This window comes from Micromonospora sp. NPDC053740 (assembly GCF_040677775.1).
GTDB lineage: Bacteria > Actinomycetota > Actinomycetes > Mycobacteriales > Micromonosporaceae > Micromonospora > Micromonospora alfalfae.
The window spans coordinates 102,034-117,133 of the sequence record NZ_JBFASO010000011.1 but is presented as its reverse complement, the minus strand read 5'-3'; the positions used below and the strand labels follow the sequence as shown (position 1 = coordinate 117,133).

The window sequence follows — 15,100 nt, the reverse complement described above, 5'->3', positions numbered from 1 at the left end:
GTCCCGGGCGGCCACAGTAGGGTGGGCGGCGTGCTCCGCCAGGTCACCGCGATCCGTTACGTCACCCCGCTGCGCGAGGGTGGGTCGCTGCCGGGCGTGGTGGAGGCCGCCGATCTCGGCACCTACGTGGCGAAGTTCCGTGGCGCCGGGCAGGGGCCCAAGGCGCTGATCGCCGAGGTGGTCTGCGGTGAGCTGGCGCGCCGGTTGGGGTTGCGGGTGCCGCCGCTGGTGGTCCTCGACATCGACCCGGTGATCGGGCGGGCCGAGCCCGACCAGGAGGTGCAGGAGCTGCTGCGCAGCAGCGGCGGCGCCAACCTCGGGATGGACTTCCTGCCCGGGGCGCTGGGCTTCGACCCGGTGGCGCACCCCGTCGACCCGGCGCTGGCCTCCCGGGTGCTCTGGTTCGACGCGTACGTGGAGAACGTCGACCGGAGCTGGCGCAATCCGAACCTGCTCGTCTGGCACCGGGAGCTGTGGCTGATCGACCACGGCGCCTCCCTGTACTTCCACCACAACTGGCCGCGCGCCGAGGCAGCTGTGCATCGGGCCTACCGCGCGGAGGATCACGTGCTGGCGCCGTTCGCGTCGCGGCTGGCCGAGGCCGACGCCGAGCTGGCCCCCCAGGTCACCCCGGAGCTGCTCACCGAGGTGCTGGCCCTGGTGCCGGGGGAGTGGTTGACCGCCGCCGACTTCGAGACGGCCGACGCGGCGCGCGGCGCGTACCTGGATCACCTGACCCGCCGGGTCGCCCGCACGGCCGACTGGCTGCCATCGGGGAGCGGGGCATGAGGCAACCCTTCGAGTACGCGCTGATCCGGCTCGTGCCCCGCATCGAGCGCGGTGAGCAGATCAACGTCGGGGTGTTGCTCTACTGCCAGCAGCGCGACTTCCTGGCCGCGCGGACGCACCTGGACGCCGACCGGGTTCGGGCGCTGGCGCCCGACGTGGACCTGCCCGCGGTGGCAGCGGTGCTCGACTCCTGGGACCGGACCTGCTCCGGTGACGGGCCGGCGACCCGGATGCGCCTCGGTGAGCGGTTCCACTGGCTGGCCGCGCCGCGCAGCACGATGATCCAGACGGGGCCGGTGCACACCGGTCTCACCGTCGACCCGGCGGCCGAGCTGGACCGGCTGATGGCGACCCTGGTCCGCTGAGCCGAGGCGCGGGAGCGGTGATCGTCCCCTGATCGCGCTACGCCAGCGCCGTTGCCGGCGGAGCGCGATCCCCCGTTCAGGTGCCCGGTGCGGGGCGGCGGCTCGATCCCGCCGGCACCGATGGCATCAGGATCGTCGTCCGCGCGTGACGTCGGGCCGGAACGACCGGGAAGTTGCGGAAAACTTGAGCCGGCGGACCGGTAGGCGGGGCGCCGGGGCTGTCGTTAGAGCGCGCCCACAGCGGGTAGTCGCGGGAGCTGATCCGAGACGAGAAGGGGACACTCTGATGGCTGCCCAGACCAAGGTAGCGGTGATCTACTACAGCGCCACCGGCATCACGTACCAGATGGCGCAGGCCGTGTGTGAGGCTGCTGGGGACGCCGGTGCCGACGTGCGCCTGCGCAAGGTGCGCGAGCTGGCGCCGGACGAGGCGATCCGTTCCAACTCCGGCTGGCAGGCGCACCGCCTGGAGACTCAGGACGTGCCCGAGGCGATGGTCGACGACCTGGCCTGGGCCGACGTGGTGATCCTCGGCGCGCCGACCCGGTACGGCATGGTCGCGGCGCAGCTGAAGCAGTTCATCGACACCACCGGCCCGCTCTGGGCGCAGGGTGCGCTGGCCAACAAGGTCTACTCCGCCTTCACCTCGACGGCGACGTCGCACGGCGGTCAGGAGACCACGCTGACCTCGCTCTTCAACGTCTTCTACCACTGGGGCGGTGTGGTGGTCACCCCCGGTTACACCGACACCAGCCAGTTCATCGCCGGCAACCCGTACGGCCCCTCGCACACCAGCAACAACGGGGAGATCGCCCCGGACGCCGTGGCGCTCGGGGCCTGCGCGCTCACCGCCCGGCGGGCCGTGCAGATGGGTGCCGCGCTGAAGGCGGGCCTGGCCGCCTGACCGACTGACAACCGAGGGCGACCGGTGGCGCGGGCGGGGGCTCTCGGCCCGTCCACGCCACCGGTCCATCCAGCCCTACCCCCGGGCGGCGGCGACTATGCGCCTCCGCGCGTAGCGGACAACTCATCCGGACGGGACGCGGGCAGCAACTCGGTCAGCAACTCGCCGAGCACGGCGAGACCGTCCGGGCTGAGCACCGACTCCGCGTGGAACTGCACCCCGGCGAAGCCGCGCCCCCGCAGGGCGTGCACGGCGCCGTCGCCCGGGTCCCGGGCCAGCTCCACCTGCCCGTACGCGGTGGCCAGCCGGTCGGCGTCCGCGCGGGCGGTGAACGTCGAGTAGAACCCGACCCTGCGGGTGCGGCCGAACACCGGCACCTCCCGCTGCAACCCCTGGTAGGGGGCGTCCCGGCGGTGCAGCGTCAGCCCCAGCAGCCCGGCCAGCACCTGATGGCCGAGACAGACGGCGAGGGTGGGACGGCCGGTGGTCAGCAGCCCGGTCAACAGCTTCCGCAGCGCCAGCATCTTCGGCTCGTCCGGGCTGCCCGGGTCACCCGGCCCGGGACCGGCGACCACCAGGTCGTAGTCGTCGACCGGGCCGCTCGCGTGCCAGGCGCGGGTGGTCACCGCGAGACCCAACGCGCTCAGTTGGTGGGCCAGCATTCCGGTGAAGGTGTCCTCGGCGTCCACGATCAACACCCGGCGGCCGACCAGCCCGGGCAGTCCGGGCGCGTCCGGTGACCGCTGGTCCAGCCAGAACCGGGCCAGCGGTGCGTTGCGGGCGGCCAGCGCGTCGCGTACCGCCGGGTCGTCGGCCAGCCGCGCGACCGGCCCGCGGTCGCCGACGGACGCCGCCGGCCCGAGGCCGAGCGCGGCCAGCACCCCGGCGGCCTTGGCGTGCGTCTCGGCCACCTCGCCGGTCGCCGTCGAATGCCGGACCAGGGTCGCGCCGACCGGCACCCGCAGTCGGCCGGCGGGGGAGATCTCGGCGGTCCGGATCAGGATCGGGGCGTCGAGCGTCTGCCGGCCGGCCTCGTCGTGGCCGAGCAGCGCCAGCACGCCCCCGTAGTAGCCCCGGCCCCGGCGTTCGTGCCGGGCGATCACCCGGCAGGCGTTCTCGATCGGGCTGCCGGTGACGGTGGGGGCGAACATCGTCTCGCGCAGCACCTCCCGCACGTCGCGGGTGCCCCGCCCGGCGAGCAGGTACTCGGTGTGCGCGAGGTGGGACATCTCCTTCAGGTACGGTCCGATCACCTGCCCGCCGTGCTCGGCGACGGTGGCCATCATCTTCAGCTCCTCGTCGAGCACCATGTACAGCTCCTCGGTCTCCTTCGGGTCGGCGAGGAAACGCAGCAGGGCCGCCCGGTCCGCGACGCCACCGGGGCAGCGGAAGGTGCCGCTGATCGGGTTCATCATCACCAGTCCGTCGTCGACGCTGACGTGCCGCTCCGGGCTGGCGCCGACCAGCGTCCGGGTGCCGGTGTGCACCACGAACGTCCAGTACGCGCCTCGTTCGGCGATCAGCAGCCGGCGCAGTGCGGCCAGCGCGGCCCCCAGCGGTGGGCCCTGCACCGTGGCGTGCAGGGCGCGGTGGATGACGAAGTTCGCGCCCTCACCGCGGCCGATCTCCTCCGACAGCACCCGCTGCACGGTCCGCGCGTACTCCTCGTCGCTGACGTCGAAGCCGGCGTCGGTGGTGCGCACCGGTTCGTCGGGCAGCGCGGCGAGGGCGTCGGTCAGCGTGATCCGTTGGTGCTCGCGGACCTGGAGGAACTCCAACGGGGCGGCGTCGTCGACGCAGGCGAAGCCGCGTTCGGTGATCTGCCGGTACGGCACCAGGGCCAGCGTCCGCGCCCCGGGCGGGCCCGCCGGCAGCGGGAGGTCGGCGAGCACTTCGACTGTGTCGACCGGGCCGGTGAACAGGTCCAGTTCGTCAGCGCCCTCGCGGCGCAGCAGCGCGAAGGGGCCGGGGTCGACGCCGCGCGCGACGGCGGCGAGCAGGTCGGTCAGGTGGGTCATCGGAGTCTCCGTCGGGCTGGGTGCCGCCGTCGGGCGGTCCCTCGGCCGGGAGATCCGGCGACCGCCTCGATGGCGGCCGCGTGGATGGAGCTACGCGCGGGAGATGGCCGCCGGGTCGGCGGGCCACCAACTGGTCAACTGCGCGAGCATGTGATCCACCCTACGCGCCCGTCGGCCGGCTGGCACGGGGTAACTTGACCGGCGATGAACATTCTCGCGCTCGACCTGGGCACCTCCTCGGTACGCGGGCTGGTGCTGGACGCGGACACCCAGCCGCTGCCCGGCGCACTGGCCCGCCGCAAGGTCGACCTCGCCATCGGCGACGACGGCACCGGCACGCTGTCCGGTCCTGACTATCTGGCGAGCCTGGTCGAGTGCCTGGACGAGCTGGCCGACTCGGGGCACCTGCACGACGTCGGCCTGGTGGCGGTCTCCGCCCAGTGGCACTCGGTGCTCCCGCTGGACCGCGACGGCGCCCCCTTGGGCCCGGTGGTCACCTGGCTGGACACCCGGCCCGCCCCGGTCGGGCGCACCGCCGGACCGACCGACCCGGACGGCTTCCACCAGCGCACCGGCTGCTGGTGGCACCGTTCGTACTGGTCGATGCGGTTGCCCTGGTTGCGGGAGCAGTCCGGCACCCCGATCGCCCGGTTCGTGGGTCTGCCGGAGTACGTGCTGGGCAAGCTGCTCGACACGGCGCCGATGTCGATCTCCCAGGCCTCCGGGACCGGTCTGCTGGACCTACGCACCCTGCGTTGGGACGAGGAGGCGCTGACCCTGGCCGAGGCGCGGCCGGCGGAGCTGCCGCCGCTGGGCGAGCTGGACTGGCACGGCCGGCTCCGGGCCGACCTGGCCCGTCGGTGGCCGCAGTTGGCGCAGGCCCGGTGGTCGCCGCCGGTGGGCGACGGCGGGGCGTCGAACGTCGGCTCGGGCTGCGTCGACCCGAGCCGGGCCGCCGTCACAGTGGGCACCTCCGCGGCCGTACGGCTGATGCAGCGGATCCCGGCGGGCGAGCCGTTGCCGCGCCTGCCCGAACGGTTGTGGCGGTACCGGGTCGACCACGACCACGTGGTGACCGGGGCCGCGTACGCCAACGGGGGCAATCTCTTCGCCTGGGCGGACCGGGAGCTGCGGTTGCCTCGGGGTGCCGAGCTGGACGCGGCGCTGGCGTTGGTGCCGACGGGCGGTGGCCGGCCGGCGGATCCCCGTTTCGGTGGCGATCGGGCGCCCGGGCTGGCGCCGGCGGGCAGCGGTGAGCTGCGCGGTCTGAGCTTCAGCACCACCTCGGTCGACATCCTGGCCGGGCTGATGCAGGGGTTGTGTGAGCTGGTCGCCGAGGATCTCGGGGTGCTGGAGTCCACCATCGACAAACCGGTCGGCGTGGTGCTGGGCGGCGGTGCGGTGGCGGCCTCGGTGTGGTGGCGGCAGGCCTTCGCGACCGCGCTCGCACCGCGACCGGTGTCGCATCAACGCAACCCGGAGATCGGCGCCACCGGTGCCGCGTTGGTGGCGCTGGGGCGCTTCGGTGAGGCGATCGAGCTCGCCGACATCGGCCGGACGGACGAGCTGGTTTTACCGACCACGGCAGGAGGTTCCCACCCGCAGTATCCTTCCTGAACCTTGGCCTCGCCCGGGCCGTTGACAGCGGTACCGAGCCTGGTTGGATGGACTGCGCTCCCCCGACCGCGGTGGACGCGGTAGGACGGAGGAGGCAGGGTGGCGGCAGGTCCCGACCCGGCGAACGGCGCGGTGTCGAACCATCGCCGACGACGCTTCGATGTCCGAGTCGTTCCGCATCGACGGCGGTCACCGTTCCGGCTGCGCGACTGGCGGATGAGCACGAAGCTCGCCACAGTGCTGTTGGTGCCGTCGATGGCGTTCCTTCTGCTCGCCGGGGTGCAGACCAGCACCCTGGTGGGGCGGACGACGGCGTTGAACGACTTCTCCAGTCAGGTTGGCATCGGCCGGCAGATCACCGCGGCGGTGCACCAGCTCCAGCAGGAGCGTGACCGCTCGGCGGGGGAGCTGGGCGAGCTGCGTAAGGGTGGTGACCGGCAGGCCGCCGCGAACGACCTGAAGCCGTTGCAGGCGGCCACCGACAAGGCCATCGTGGACCTCAGCCGGGCCGCCGAGCCGTTGACTGACGCTGACGCGTCCTGGCGGGTGGCCTTCTCCGAGGCGCTGGAGGCGTACGACCAGGTGGTCGACATCCGCTCGGCGATCCCGCCGGCGGTGCTCAGCACCGAGACCATCCTGGGCAACTACCACCGGGCCGTCGGGGCGTTGCTCGACCTGCTCGCCGAACCGACGCCGGGGCAGAACCAGCCGGCGTTGAACGACGCGGTGCTGCGCTACGTCCAGTTGGCCCGGGTCAAGGAGCTCTCCTCCCGGGTGCGGGCCCAGCTCTACGCCGCAGCCCGCGCCGGTGCGTACGGCACCGAGGACCGTGTGGTCCTCGCCGACCTGCGCGGTCAGCAGCTCACCGCGCTCGGCGCGTTCCGGGTGGCCGCGACCAGTGAGCAGATCCGCCGCTACGACGAGACCTCGGTGTCGCCGATGTTCCTGGTCGCCACCGGGTTGGAGGAGCGCAGCCTGTCCTCCGGCGGCGCGTCGCCGCAGGTGCTGCCGTCGGAGCAGTGGTGGTCGGCCAGCCAGCAGCGTCAGGAGCTGCTGCGTCAGCTTGAGGCGGGTGTGCTCGACGACGCTGTCCGGCAGGCCGAGGAGGCCAGCGACGATCAGCTGCGGACGACCCTGCTGGTCGTCGGCGGGGTGGTCACGGTCCTGCTGGCCGCACTGCTGATCTCGTTGCTCATCGGGCGGTCGGTCGCCCGGTCGATGCGGATGCTGCGCAGCCAGGCGCTGCGGATCGCCCAGGTCGAGTTGCCGGACGCCCTGGACCGACTGAAGACCGTCACCGGTGGGGTGCCGCGCATCGATGTCGCGCCGGCGGTGGTCCGCTCACTCGACGAGATCGGCGAGCTGGCCGAGGCGTTCGTGGCGGTGCACCGCAGCGCGGTCACCGTCGCCGTCGAGCAGGCGCTGATGCGGCGCAACGTCAACGCGATGTTCGTCAACCTGGCCCGCCGTAGCCAGGTGCTGGTGGAGCGTCAGCTGGAGCTGCTGGACGACCTGGAGCGCGAGGAGAGCGACCCGGACCAGCTGGAGAACCTGTTCAAGCTCGATCACCTGGCCGCCCGGATGCGCCGTAACGACGAGAGCCTGCTGGTGCTCGCCGGCACCGACTCCACCCGCCGGTGGAACCGGCCGGTCGGGCTCGGTGCGGTGCTGCTGGCCGCCGCCGCGGAGATCGAGCAGTACCAGCGGGTCCGGATCGAGTCGGTGGCCGATGTGCACCTGGTCGGGCACGCTGTCGGCGAGTTGGTGCACCTGCTGGCCGAGCTGCTGGAGAACGCCACCGCCTTCTCCCGCCCGGACACCGTCGTGGTGGTGACCGCCCGAGTCGAGGCGGGGGGTGCGCTGATCGAGATCGTCGACCGGGGTCTGGGTATGAGCCCGACCGCGTTGGTGCAGGCGAACGAGGTGCTGGCCAGCCCTCCGGCCGCGGACGTCGCGGCGGTGGAGCGGATGGGGCTCTTCGTGGTCAGTCACCTCGCGGCCCGGTTGGGCGTCCGCGTGCGACTGGAGGGCGGCGAGGACGGCCTGGTCGCCCGGCTCGCCCTGCCCGCCGTGTTGCTGGCGCCGCCGGGCAGTGTGGAGCTGGATGCGCCCCCGTCGGCGCGGATGTTGGCGGCGAGCGCGGCGCGAGGGATGGTTCCGCAGTCCGGGGCAGCCCGGCCGGTCCCTGCCCCGATGCTGAACGGCGCGGTGCGGGACCTGCCGGTGGCCGGCCGTCCGCCGGGCGTCGGCGTGCCGCGTCAGGGCCGCCCGGTGCCGGTACGCGCCGAGGACGTGTTGACCCCCGCCGCTGCTCGCGGTGCCGGCGGGGGCTGGTATTCGCGGCAGGGCCCGACCGCGCCGGTGGTGCCCGCCGCGGCGGCGCCACCGACGATCCCGGTGACCGCCGGCACCAATGAGCGGGGATTGCCGGTGCGGGTGCCGATGGCGCAGTTGAGCGCTGTCACCCGTTCGGCACAACCGATGACGGCACCGACCCGCACCGACCCGGACCCGGAGGCGGTCGGCGGCATGCTCTCGCGGCTCTACAGCGGAGTACGGCGCGCCGAGGCTGAGGACACCACCGAGATACCCGTGCCACCGTCCGGGGGGCACGACGAAGGGGGACGACGACAGTGACGACGTTGAGCCAGGAGGCGCGTGACCTGAGCTGGCTGGTGAGCGCGTTCGCGGAGCGGGTGCCGGGTGTGGCGCACGCGGTGGTGGTCTCCTCTGACGGGCTGCTGGTGGCGATCTCCGATCACCTGCCGCGTGACAACGCGGACAAGCTCGCCGCGGTGACCTCGGGGCTGATGAGCATCACCGCGGGCGCGGCCTCGATGTTCGACGGCGATGTCGTCAAGCAGACGGTGGTCGAGATGGGCCGTGGCTACTTCCTGGTGATGCAGATCCGCGACGGTTCGATTCTGGCCACGCTGGCCGCCGGTGACGCGGACATCGGCGTGGTGGGCTACGAGATGGCCCGGCTGGCCAAGCAGGCGGGGGAGATGCTCACCCCGGCCCTGCGGGCGGAGTTGCAGCAGGCGCTGCCCCGCTGAGTGAGCCGGCCGGTGCCCGGACGGTCACGGCTCACCCGAGCCGAGCCGTCCGGGCCCGGCCATCCGGGTGGCGGCGCGGTCAGAAGCCGCCGTCGGCGATGACGGAGCGGTACCAGGTGGCGGAGTTCTTGAGCACTCGACGCTGGGTGGCGTAGTCCACGTAGACCAGGCCCCAGCGCTGGTCGTAGCCCTGGTCCCACTCGAAGTTGTCAAGCAGCGACCAGACGTGGAAGCTCTCCAGCGGCACTCCGTCGGCGATGGCCCGGTGCGCCGCGGTGAGGTGGTCGCGCAGGAACCTGATCCGCCCGGTGTCCTGGACGGTGTCGTCCGCGCCCAGGGTGTCCGGTGTGGGCAGCCCGTTCTCGGTGATGGTGAGCGGGATGGGCCCGTATTCGCGGGTGATCCGGGTCAGCAGGTCGTACATCCCCTCGGGGTAGATCTGCTGCCATTCGGCCTCGGAGGTCGCCCAGCGGTGCGCGGTGCCGCCGTCGCCGGTGACGTAGATCGGGGTGTAGTACTGCACGGCCAGCAGGTCGACCGGCGCGGAGATGGTCTCCAGGTCGCCGTCGCGGATGCCCTGGACCATCCGGCTCTGCGGGCCCAGGTCGGCCAGCAGGTCTTCGGGGTAGCTGCCCTTGAGCAGCGAGTCGAGGTAGAGCCGGTTCTCGTAGGCGTCGTAGAGGTGGGCGGCCGCGGCGGCCTGCGGGGAGTCGTCGGCGGGGTAGCAGGGGTGCAGGTTGAGCGCGGGGCCGATGCGGCTGTCGCTGCCGGTGGCCCGCAGCGCGGCGACGGCGTACCCGTGGGCGAGTTGCAGGTGGTGGGCGACCAGGTAGGCGGCGTCCGGGTCCTGCCGCCCGGGGGCGTGGTGGCCGGTGAGGTAGCCGTTCTGCACAACGGTCTTGGGTTCGTTGATGGTGAGCCAGACCGGCACCCGGTCGCCGAGGGCGCGGAAGACCACGTCGGCGTAGTCGGCGAAGCGGTGGGCGGTGTCGCGTGACTCCCAGCCGCCGGCGTCCTGGAGCGCCTGCGGGAGGTCCCAGTGGAACAGGGTGGCCATCGGGGTGATTCCGCGCTCGTGCAGGCCGTCGAGGAGGCGGCGGTAGAAGTCGAGGCCGCGTTGGTTGGGCGTGCCGGTGCCGTCGGGCTGGATCCGGGGCCAGGAGATGGAGAAGCGGTAGCTGCGCAACCCGAGGTCGCGCATGAGGTCGAGGTCCTCGGCGTAGCGGTGGTAGTGGTCGATGGCCACGTCTCCGGTGTCGCCGTTGCGGGTGCGACCTGGGACGCGGCTGAAGGTGTCCCAGACCGATTCGCCGCGCCCGTCCTCCTTGGCGGCGCCCTCGATCTGGTAGGCGGAGGTGGCCGCGCCCCAGCCGAAGTTGTCCGGGAAGCGCAGCGGGCCGGCGGGCCCGGTAGGTATCGACATGGATTCTCCTCATGGATACGGGGCCACCGCCGAAAGATTCGGGAGCGCTCCCATGATAGGGCAGACGCTGCCTGCCGGTCAGCCGGCCGTCAGAACGGCCGGCGCTGGCGGGTGGGAGGCGGGTGGTTGGCCCCGAGCAGCGAACGAGGCCGTCCGGGCGGCGCGGCGCGCCTGTCCCGTCGGCCTCTTTTCCTATCGTGTACGGGGGTTTAATGTGGGGACGGGGGAGGGCAACCCCCGTCCCCACCGTAACTGCACACACACGGGCGAGATTTGGGTCCTGCCGTGCGTGTCGCGCGGGAGCCGGGCCACGCGAGTGGCTCTGGTTCCACCTCCCTCCCTGTGGTGGGACGATGGCTGACGACGGCGTCCGGGCTGGCCCGTCGTCGGCCCTCGGTCTGGTTCCCTGGGCCCGTCAGAAACGACCCCAGCGATCTTCTTGTTGGAACCTTGTCGATGGAAGCGCTCCCATCGACCGATGTTGCGACTGTAACGCCCGTCACGCCTTTGTGAAAGACCCAAAACGAGATCGAAACAAGGAGCTGATCCGGCGCTCCGTGCGCTTGTTGTGGGAGCGCTTCCATGGCACACTGTCGATTCGACGCGACAGGAGCCAGATCGCGTGAGTGCGGGTCCACCGAGGGCAACCGGCAGCACCAGCTCCGGTCACGGTCACCCGAGCGCAGCCGGCGGGACCCCCTCCCGTGCGGGCCGCACGCCCTACCCCGGCCGGGCCCGGGCACGACCACCTTCCCGGCGCCTCGACATCCCCGCGGACCACCACCACCCTCGCGGGCAGGCGCCTCGCCGGGGACCATCCCGGCCTGGTCCGAGGAGACACCGCGCACATGAGACAACTGGCAATACGCCGGCGCGTGGCGCTCGCCGCCGCCGCGCTGCTCGCCATCGGCGGGGTGACCCTGCCTGCCGGCGCCGCACAGGCCGCACCCGCCTGTGACGTGGTCTACGCGACCAACGACTGGAACACCGGCTTCACCGCGAACGTCACCATCAAGAACCTGGGTGACCCGGTGAGCAACTGGACGCTCAAGTGGACCTTCCCGACCAGCGGTCAGCGGGTCACCCAGGGCTGGTCGGCCAGATTCAGCCAGACCGGCAGCGAGGTCACCGCGACCAACGAGTCGTACAACGGCAACCTTGCCACCGGGGCCTCCACCACCATCGGCTTCAACGGCGCCCACTCGGGCAGCAACCCGAAGCCCACCTCGTTCACCCTCAACGGCACCCCCTGCAACGGCACCCCGGCCAACCGGCCGCCGACGGTCTCCCTCGGTCTGCCGACCGGGCCGTTCACCGCGCCGGCCGACGTGCCGCTGACGGCCACCGCCAGCGACCCGGACGGGACGATCAGCAAGGTCGAGTTCTACCGCAACGGCCTGCTGATCAACACCGACACCTCCGCTCCGTACGCGTACACCCAGGAGGACCTGCCGGCCGGCAGCTACACCGTCCAGGCCAAGGCGTACGACAACGCCAACGGCATCGGGGTCGACGAGAAGGCGTTCACCGTCGGGGCCGCCAGCGGTCCGACACTTGTCGCCACCCCGTCCGCTGTGAGCGTCGCCGAGGGTGGCAGCGCCACCTTCAACCTGAAGCTCAGCGCCGCCCCGACGGCCAACGTGCCGGTCACCCTCACCCGCAGCGGTGACACCGACGTCACGGTCTCGCCGGCCACCGCCACGCTGACCCCGAGCAACTGGAACACCGGGGTCACCGTCACCGTCGCCGCGGCGGAGGACGCCGACACCGTCGGTGGCGCCGCCACCATCACCGCCTCCGCCACCGGTCTCGCTTCCCTGGCGGTCAGCGCCACCGAGATCGACAACGACACCCCCGGCGGCGACAACGCCTACACCGCCAAGTTCCTCGAGCAGTACGGCAAGATCAAGAACTCGGGCTACTTCAGCCCGGAGGGCGTGCCGTACCACTCGGTGGAGACGCTGATCGTCGAGGCGCCCGACCACGGCCACGAGACCACCTCGGAGGCGTTCAGCTTCTGGCTCTGGCTGGAGGCCTACTACGGCAAGGTCACCCAGAACTGGGCCCCGTTCAACAACGCCTGGACGGTGATGGAGAAGTACATCATCCCCACGCACGCCGACCAGCCGACCGCCGGCTCCGCGGGCACCCCGCAGTACGCCGCGGAGTACAACCTGCCCAGCCAGTACCCGTCGGCGCTGAACCCGAACATCTCGGTCGGCCAGGACCCGCTCCGCTCGGAGTTGCAGTCCACCTACGGCACCGGCGACATCTACGGCATGCACTGGCTGATGGACGTCGACAACACCTACGGCTTCGGCCACTGCGGTGACGGCACCACCAAGCCGGCCTACATCAACACCTTCCAGCGGGGCACCCAGGAGTCGGTGTGGGAGACCGTCCCGCAGCCCTCCTGCGACACCTTCAAGCACGGCGGTCAGTACGGCTACCTCGACCTGTTCGTCAAGGACACCGGCGCCCCCGCCAAGCAGTGGAAGTACACGAACGCCCCGGACGCCGACGCCCGCGCCGTGCAGGCCGCGTACTGGGCGCTGACCTGGTCCAAGGCGCAGAACAAGCAGGCCGACGTCGCCGCCACCATCACCAAGGCCGCCAAGATGGGCGACTACCTGCGGTACGCGATGTTCGACAAGTACTTCAAGAAGATCGGCAACTGCGTCGGGGCCAGCACCTGCCCCGCCGGCAGCGGCAAGGACTCGGCGCACTACCTGCTGTCCTGGTACTACGCCTGGGGCGGCGCGTACGACGCCAGCCAGAACTGGTCCTGGCGGATCGGCTCCAGCCACAACCACTTCGGCTACCAGAACCCGTTCGCGGCCTGGGCGCTGACCAACACCCCGGAGCTCAAGCCACAGTCGTCGACAGCTGTCGCCGACTGGACCAAGAGCTTCGAGCGGCAGCTGGAGTTCTACACCTGGTTGCAGTCCGCCGAGGGCGGCATCGCCGGTGGCGCCACCAACAGCTGGGACGGTAGCTACGCCCAGCCGCCGGCCGGCACCAGCACCTTCTACGGCATGTTCTACGACGTCGACCCGGTCTACAACGACCCGCCGTCGAACCAGTGGTTCGGCATGCAGGCCTGGTCGATGCAGCGCATCGCCGAGCTGTACCAGCAGACCGGCAACGCGAAGGCCAAGGCGCTGCTGGACAAGTGGGTTCCCTGGGCGATCGCCAACACCACCCTCGGCACCAACTGGTCGATCCCGTCGGACATGGCGTGGACCGGTCAGCCGACCACCTGGAACCCGTCCAACCCGCAGCCCAACACCGGCCTGCACGTCGAGGTCATCAGCAAGGGTCAGGACGTCGGCGTCACCGCCGCCTACGCCCGGATCCTGATCGCGTACGCGGCCAAGTCGGGCAACGTGGCGGCGAAGGACACCGCCAAGGGGCTGCTCGACGCGCTGTCGGCCGCCAGCGACGCCAAGGGTGTCTCCACCACCGAGAAGCGTGGCGACTACCGGCGCTTCGACGACGTCTACAACGCGTCCACCGGGCAGGGCCTCTACGTCCCGTCGGGTTGGACCGGGAAGATGCCGAACGGTGACACCATCGCCGCCGGCAAGAGCTTCCTCGACATCCGGTCCTTCTACAAGAACGACCCGGACTGGCCCAAGGTGCAGGCGTACCTCAACGGTGGTGCGGAGCCCGAGTTCAACTACCACCGGTTCTGGGCGCAGGCTGACGTCGCCATGGCGTACGCCGACTACGGCAGCATGTTCCCGAACGGCTGAGACGACCCGGGGTGGGTGGCGTGGACCGCCCACCCCGGGATCCGGCCCGGGTCCGGGGAACGACGGACCCGGGCTGGCGGGACGGCCTGACACCCACGGTCAGGCCGGGGTGGGCCGGCCATCTGGCCGACGCAGCGGATCGGCTGGCCCACCCCACCGCCCGGACTGGAGCCAGCCGCGAAAAAGCCCAGAAATTCGGGCCGTCGCGGGATCACACCGAGGTCCGTGACGGAGTAACGTACGTCACCGGAGAGGCCGCTCCCCCCGTGGCGGCCTCTCCACTTTTTTGCCCCGAGTCCGGCCGCCTCCCCGCCCCGAGTCGGGCCGCGCGGGGCCGGTTTCAGCGAGGCGGCGCGACCGGGTGACGCAGCCCCGGGTGCCCGGCCGGCAGCGAGCGCCGCAGCACCACCCAGCTCAGCGCCAGCGCCGCGGCGACCAGCGGCCAGGTCAGCGCCACCCGGGCCACCACCAGCGCGAGCACCTGCCCACCCAGGTAGAGCGGCACGAACACGGCCAGCCGCAGCAGGTAGGTAGCCGTCCACACCCAACTGGCCCGGCCGTAGCCGCGCAGCAGCACCGGGTCGCGCCGCCAACCGGCCCGCTGGCCCAGCACCGCGCCAACCAGCACACCGAGCAGTGGCCACCGCACCACGATGCTGACCGTCCACGCCAGAGCGCTCGCGGCGTTCGACAGCACCTGGATCAGGAAGAAGTTCTCGGCCCGGCCGGTGCGTACCGCGATCAACGCCGCGACGCAGACGGCCAGCAGTCCGATCAGCACCGAGCGCGGCCGGTCACCCCGGCGCAGCCGTACGCCGGTCACCACCGCCCCCGCGGCCAGCGCCGCACCAACGCCGCCCCACAGCGACTCGCCACCCAGCAGCCAGCCCGCCGCGAACGCCAGCGGCGGCACTGTCGCATCGATGGCGCCGCGTCGCCCGCCCAGCAGATCCGTCAGCGACTCGGCCCGCGCCGGCCCACCCGGACCGGTGTCGACGCCGGCCCGCACCGGCCCTCCCGACCCCGGGTTGTCGCCTTCACGCTGCTCCGCGCCGGGTTCGGCCGGGCCGCTGTCGCGCTCCGGTGTTCCGCTCACGACCGCCTCCTCGCCTCCGGCACAACCTAACCGGCGATTGGCGGCGGGCCACCGGTCGGAGCGCCGACACCTGCCGC

General features: G+C 71.9%; 10 protein-coding genes. 7 read left to right on the top strand and 3 right to left on the bottom strand.

Annotated elements, in window-relative coordinates; genetic code table 11:
* Nucleotides 1-30 precede the first annotated feature (30 nt).
* From AB0K35_RS26425 to wrbA, 3 genes are all read left to right on the top strand, one after another.
* The gene (locus AB0K35_RS26425) at nt 31-789 is read left to right on the top strand and encodes a HipA family kinase (protein ID WP_238672570.1); all 759 of its coding nucleotides are present in this window, start codon (nt 31-33) and stop codon (nt 787-789) included.
* Complete coding sequence (locus AB0K35_RS26420; RefSeq protein ID WP_091404117.1) at nt 786-1,154, top strand: DUF3037 domain-containing protein; 369 nt, start codon at nt 786-788, stop codon at nt 1,152-1,154. The genes AB0K35_RS26425 and AB0K35_RS26420 overlap by 4 nt, the downstream gene beginning before the upstream one ends.
* Nucleotides 1,155-1,440: 286 nt before the next feature.
* The gene (gene wrbA, locus AB0K35_RS26415) at nt 1,441-2,058 is read left to right on the top strand and encodes an NAD(P)H:quinone oxidoreductase (RefSeq protein WP_091404121.1); all 618 of its coding nucleotides are present in this window, start codon (nt 1,441-1,443) and stop codon (nt 2,056-2,058) included.
* 95 nt (nt 2,059-2,153) lie between these two features.
* Here the strand turns inward: wrbA and AB0K35_RS26410 are convergent, their stop codons facing one another.
* Nucleotides 2,154-4,076 (bottom strand): anthranilate synthase family protein, encoded by a 1,923-nt coding sequence (locus AB0K35_RS26410; protein WP_363888464.1) that lies wholly within the window; start codon nt 4,074-4,076, stop codon nt 2,154-2,156.
* Between the two features lie 204 nt (nt 4,077-4,280).
* On the opposite strand from AB0K35_RS26410, the gene AB0K35_RS26405 reads away from it, so the two are divergent.
* From AB0K35_RS26405 to AB0K35_RS26395, 3 genes are all read left to right on the top strand, one after another.
* Entirely contained in the window at nt 4,281-5,693 is a 1,413-nt protein-coding gene (locus AB0K35_RS26405) for an FGGY family carbohydrate kinase (RefSeq protein ID WP_238672568.1), read from the top strand.
* A 99-nt stretch (nt 5,694-5,792) separates the two neighbouring features.
* Nucleotides 5,793-8,330 (top strand): nitrate- and nitrite sensing domain-containing protein, encoded by a 2,538-nt coding sequence (locus AB0K35_RS26400; RefSeq protein WP_363888461.1) that lies wholly within the window; start codon nt 5,793-5,795, stop codon nt 8,328-8,330.
* A 5-nt stretch (nt 8,331-8,335) separates the two neighbouring features.
* The gene (locus AB0K35_RS26395) at nt 8,336-8,749 is read left to right on the top strand and encodes a roadblock/LC7 domain-containing protein (RefSeq protein WP_196925059.1); all 414 of its coding nucleotides are present in this window, start codon (nt 8,336-8,338) and stop codon (nt 8,747-8,749) included.
* A 79-nt stretch (nt 8,750-8,828) separates the two neighbouring features.
* Here AB0K35_RS26395 and AB0K35_RS26390 read toward each other — a convergent pair whose 3' ends face one another.
* On the bottom strand, nt 8,829-10,172 hold the full coding sequence (locus AB0K35_RS26390) for a GH1 family beta-glucosidase (protein WP_238672566.1): 1,344 nt from the start codon (nt 10,170-10,172) through the stop codon (nt 8,829-8,831).
* An 848-nt stretch (nt 10,173-11,020) separates the two neighbouring features.
* On the opposite strand from AB0K35_RS26390, the gene AB0K35_RS26385 reads away from it, so the two are divergent.
* Nucleotides 11,021-13,927 (top strand): glycoside hydrolase family 48 protein, encoded by a 2,907-nt coding sequence (locus tag AB0K35_RS26385; RefSeq protein ID WP_363888458.1) that lies wholly within the window; start codon nt 11,021-11,023, stop codon nt 13,925-13,927.
* Nucleotides 13,928-14,267: 340 nt separating this feature from the next.
* On the opposite strand, the gene AB0K35_RS26380 is transcribed toward AB0K35_RS26385, so the two are convergent.
* The gene (locus AB0K35_RS26380; RefSeq protein ID WP_363888634.1) at nt 14,268-14,936 is read right to left on the bottom strand and encodes a DUF3159 domain-containing protein; all 669 of its coding nucleotides are present in this window, start codon (nt 14,934-14,936) and stop codon (nt 14,268-14,270) included.
* Nucleotides 14,937-15,100: the final 164 nt, after the last annotated feature.

What these genes read in the sequence shown, in the direction of transcription:
- AB0K35_RS26390 (WP_238672566.1), bottom strand. Translation starts at nt 10,172, where the DNA reads ATGTCGATACCTACCGGGCCCGCCGGCCCGCTGCGCTTCCCGGACAAC.
- wrbA (WP_091404121.1), top strand. Translation starts at nt 1,441, where the DNA reads ATGGCTGCCCAGACCAAGGTAGCGGTGATCTACTACAGCGCCACCGGC.
- AB0K35_RS26420 (WP_091404117.1), top strand. Translation starts at nt 786, where the DNA reads ATGAGGCAACCCTTCGAGTACGCGCTGATCCGGCTCGTGCCCCGCATC.
- AB0K35_RS26405 (WP_238672568.1), top strand. Translation starts at nt 4,281, where the DNA reads ATGAACATTCTCGCGCTCGACCTGGGCACCTCCTCGGTACGCGGGCTG.
- AB0K35_RS26385 (WP_363888458.1), top strand. Translation starts at nt 11,021, where the DNA reads ATGAGACAACTGGCAATACGCCGGCGCGTGGCGCTCGCCGCCGCCGCG.
- AB0K35_RS26410 (WP_363888464.1), bottom strand. Translation starts at nt 4,076, where the DNA reads ATGACCCACCTGACCGACCTGCTCGCCGCCGTCGCGCGCGGCGTCGAC.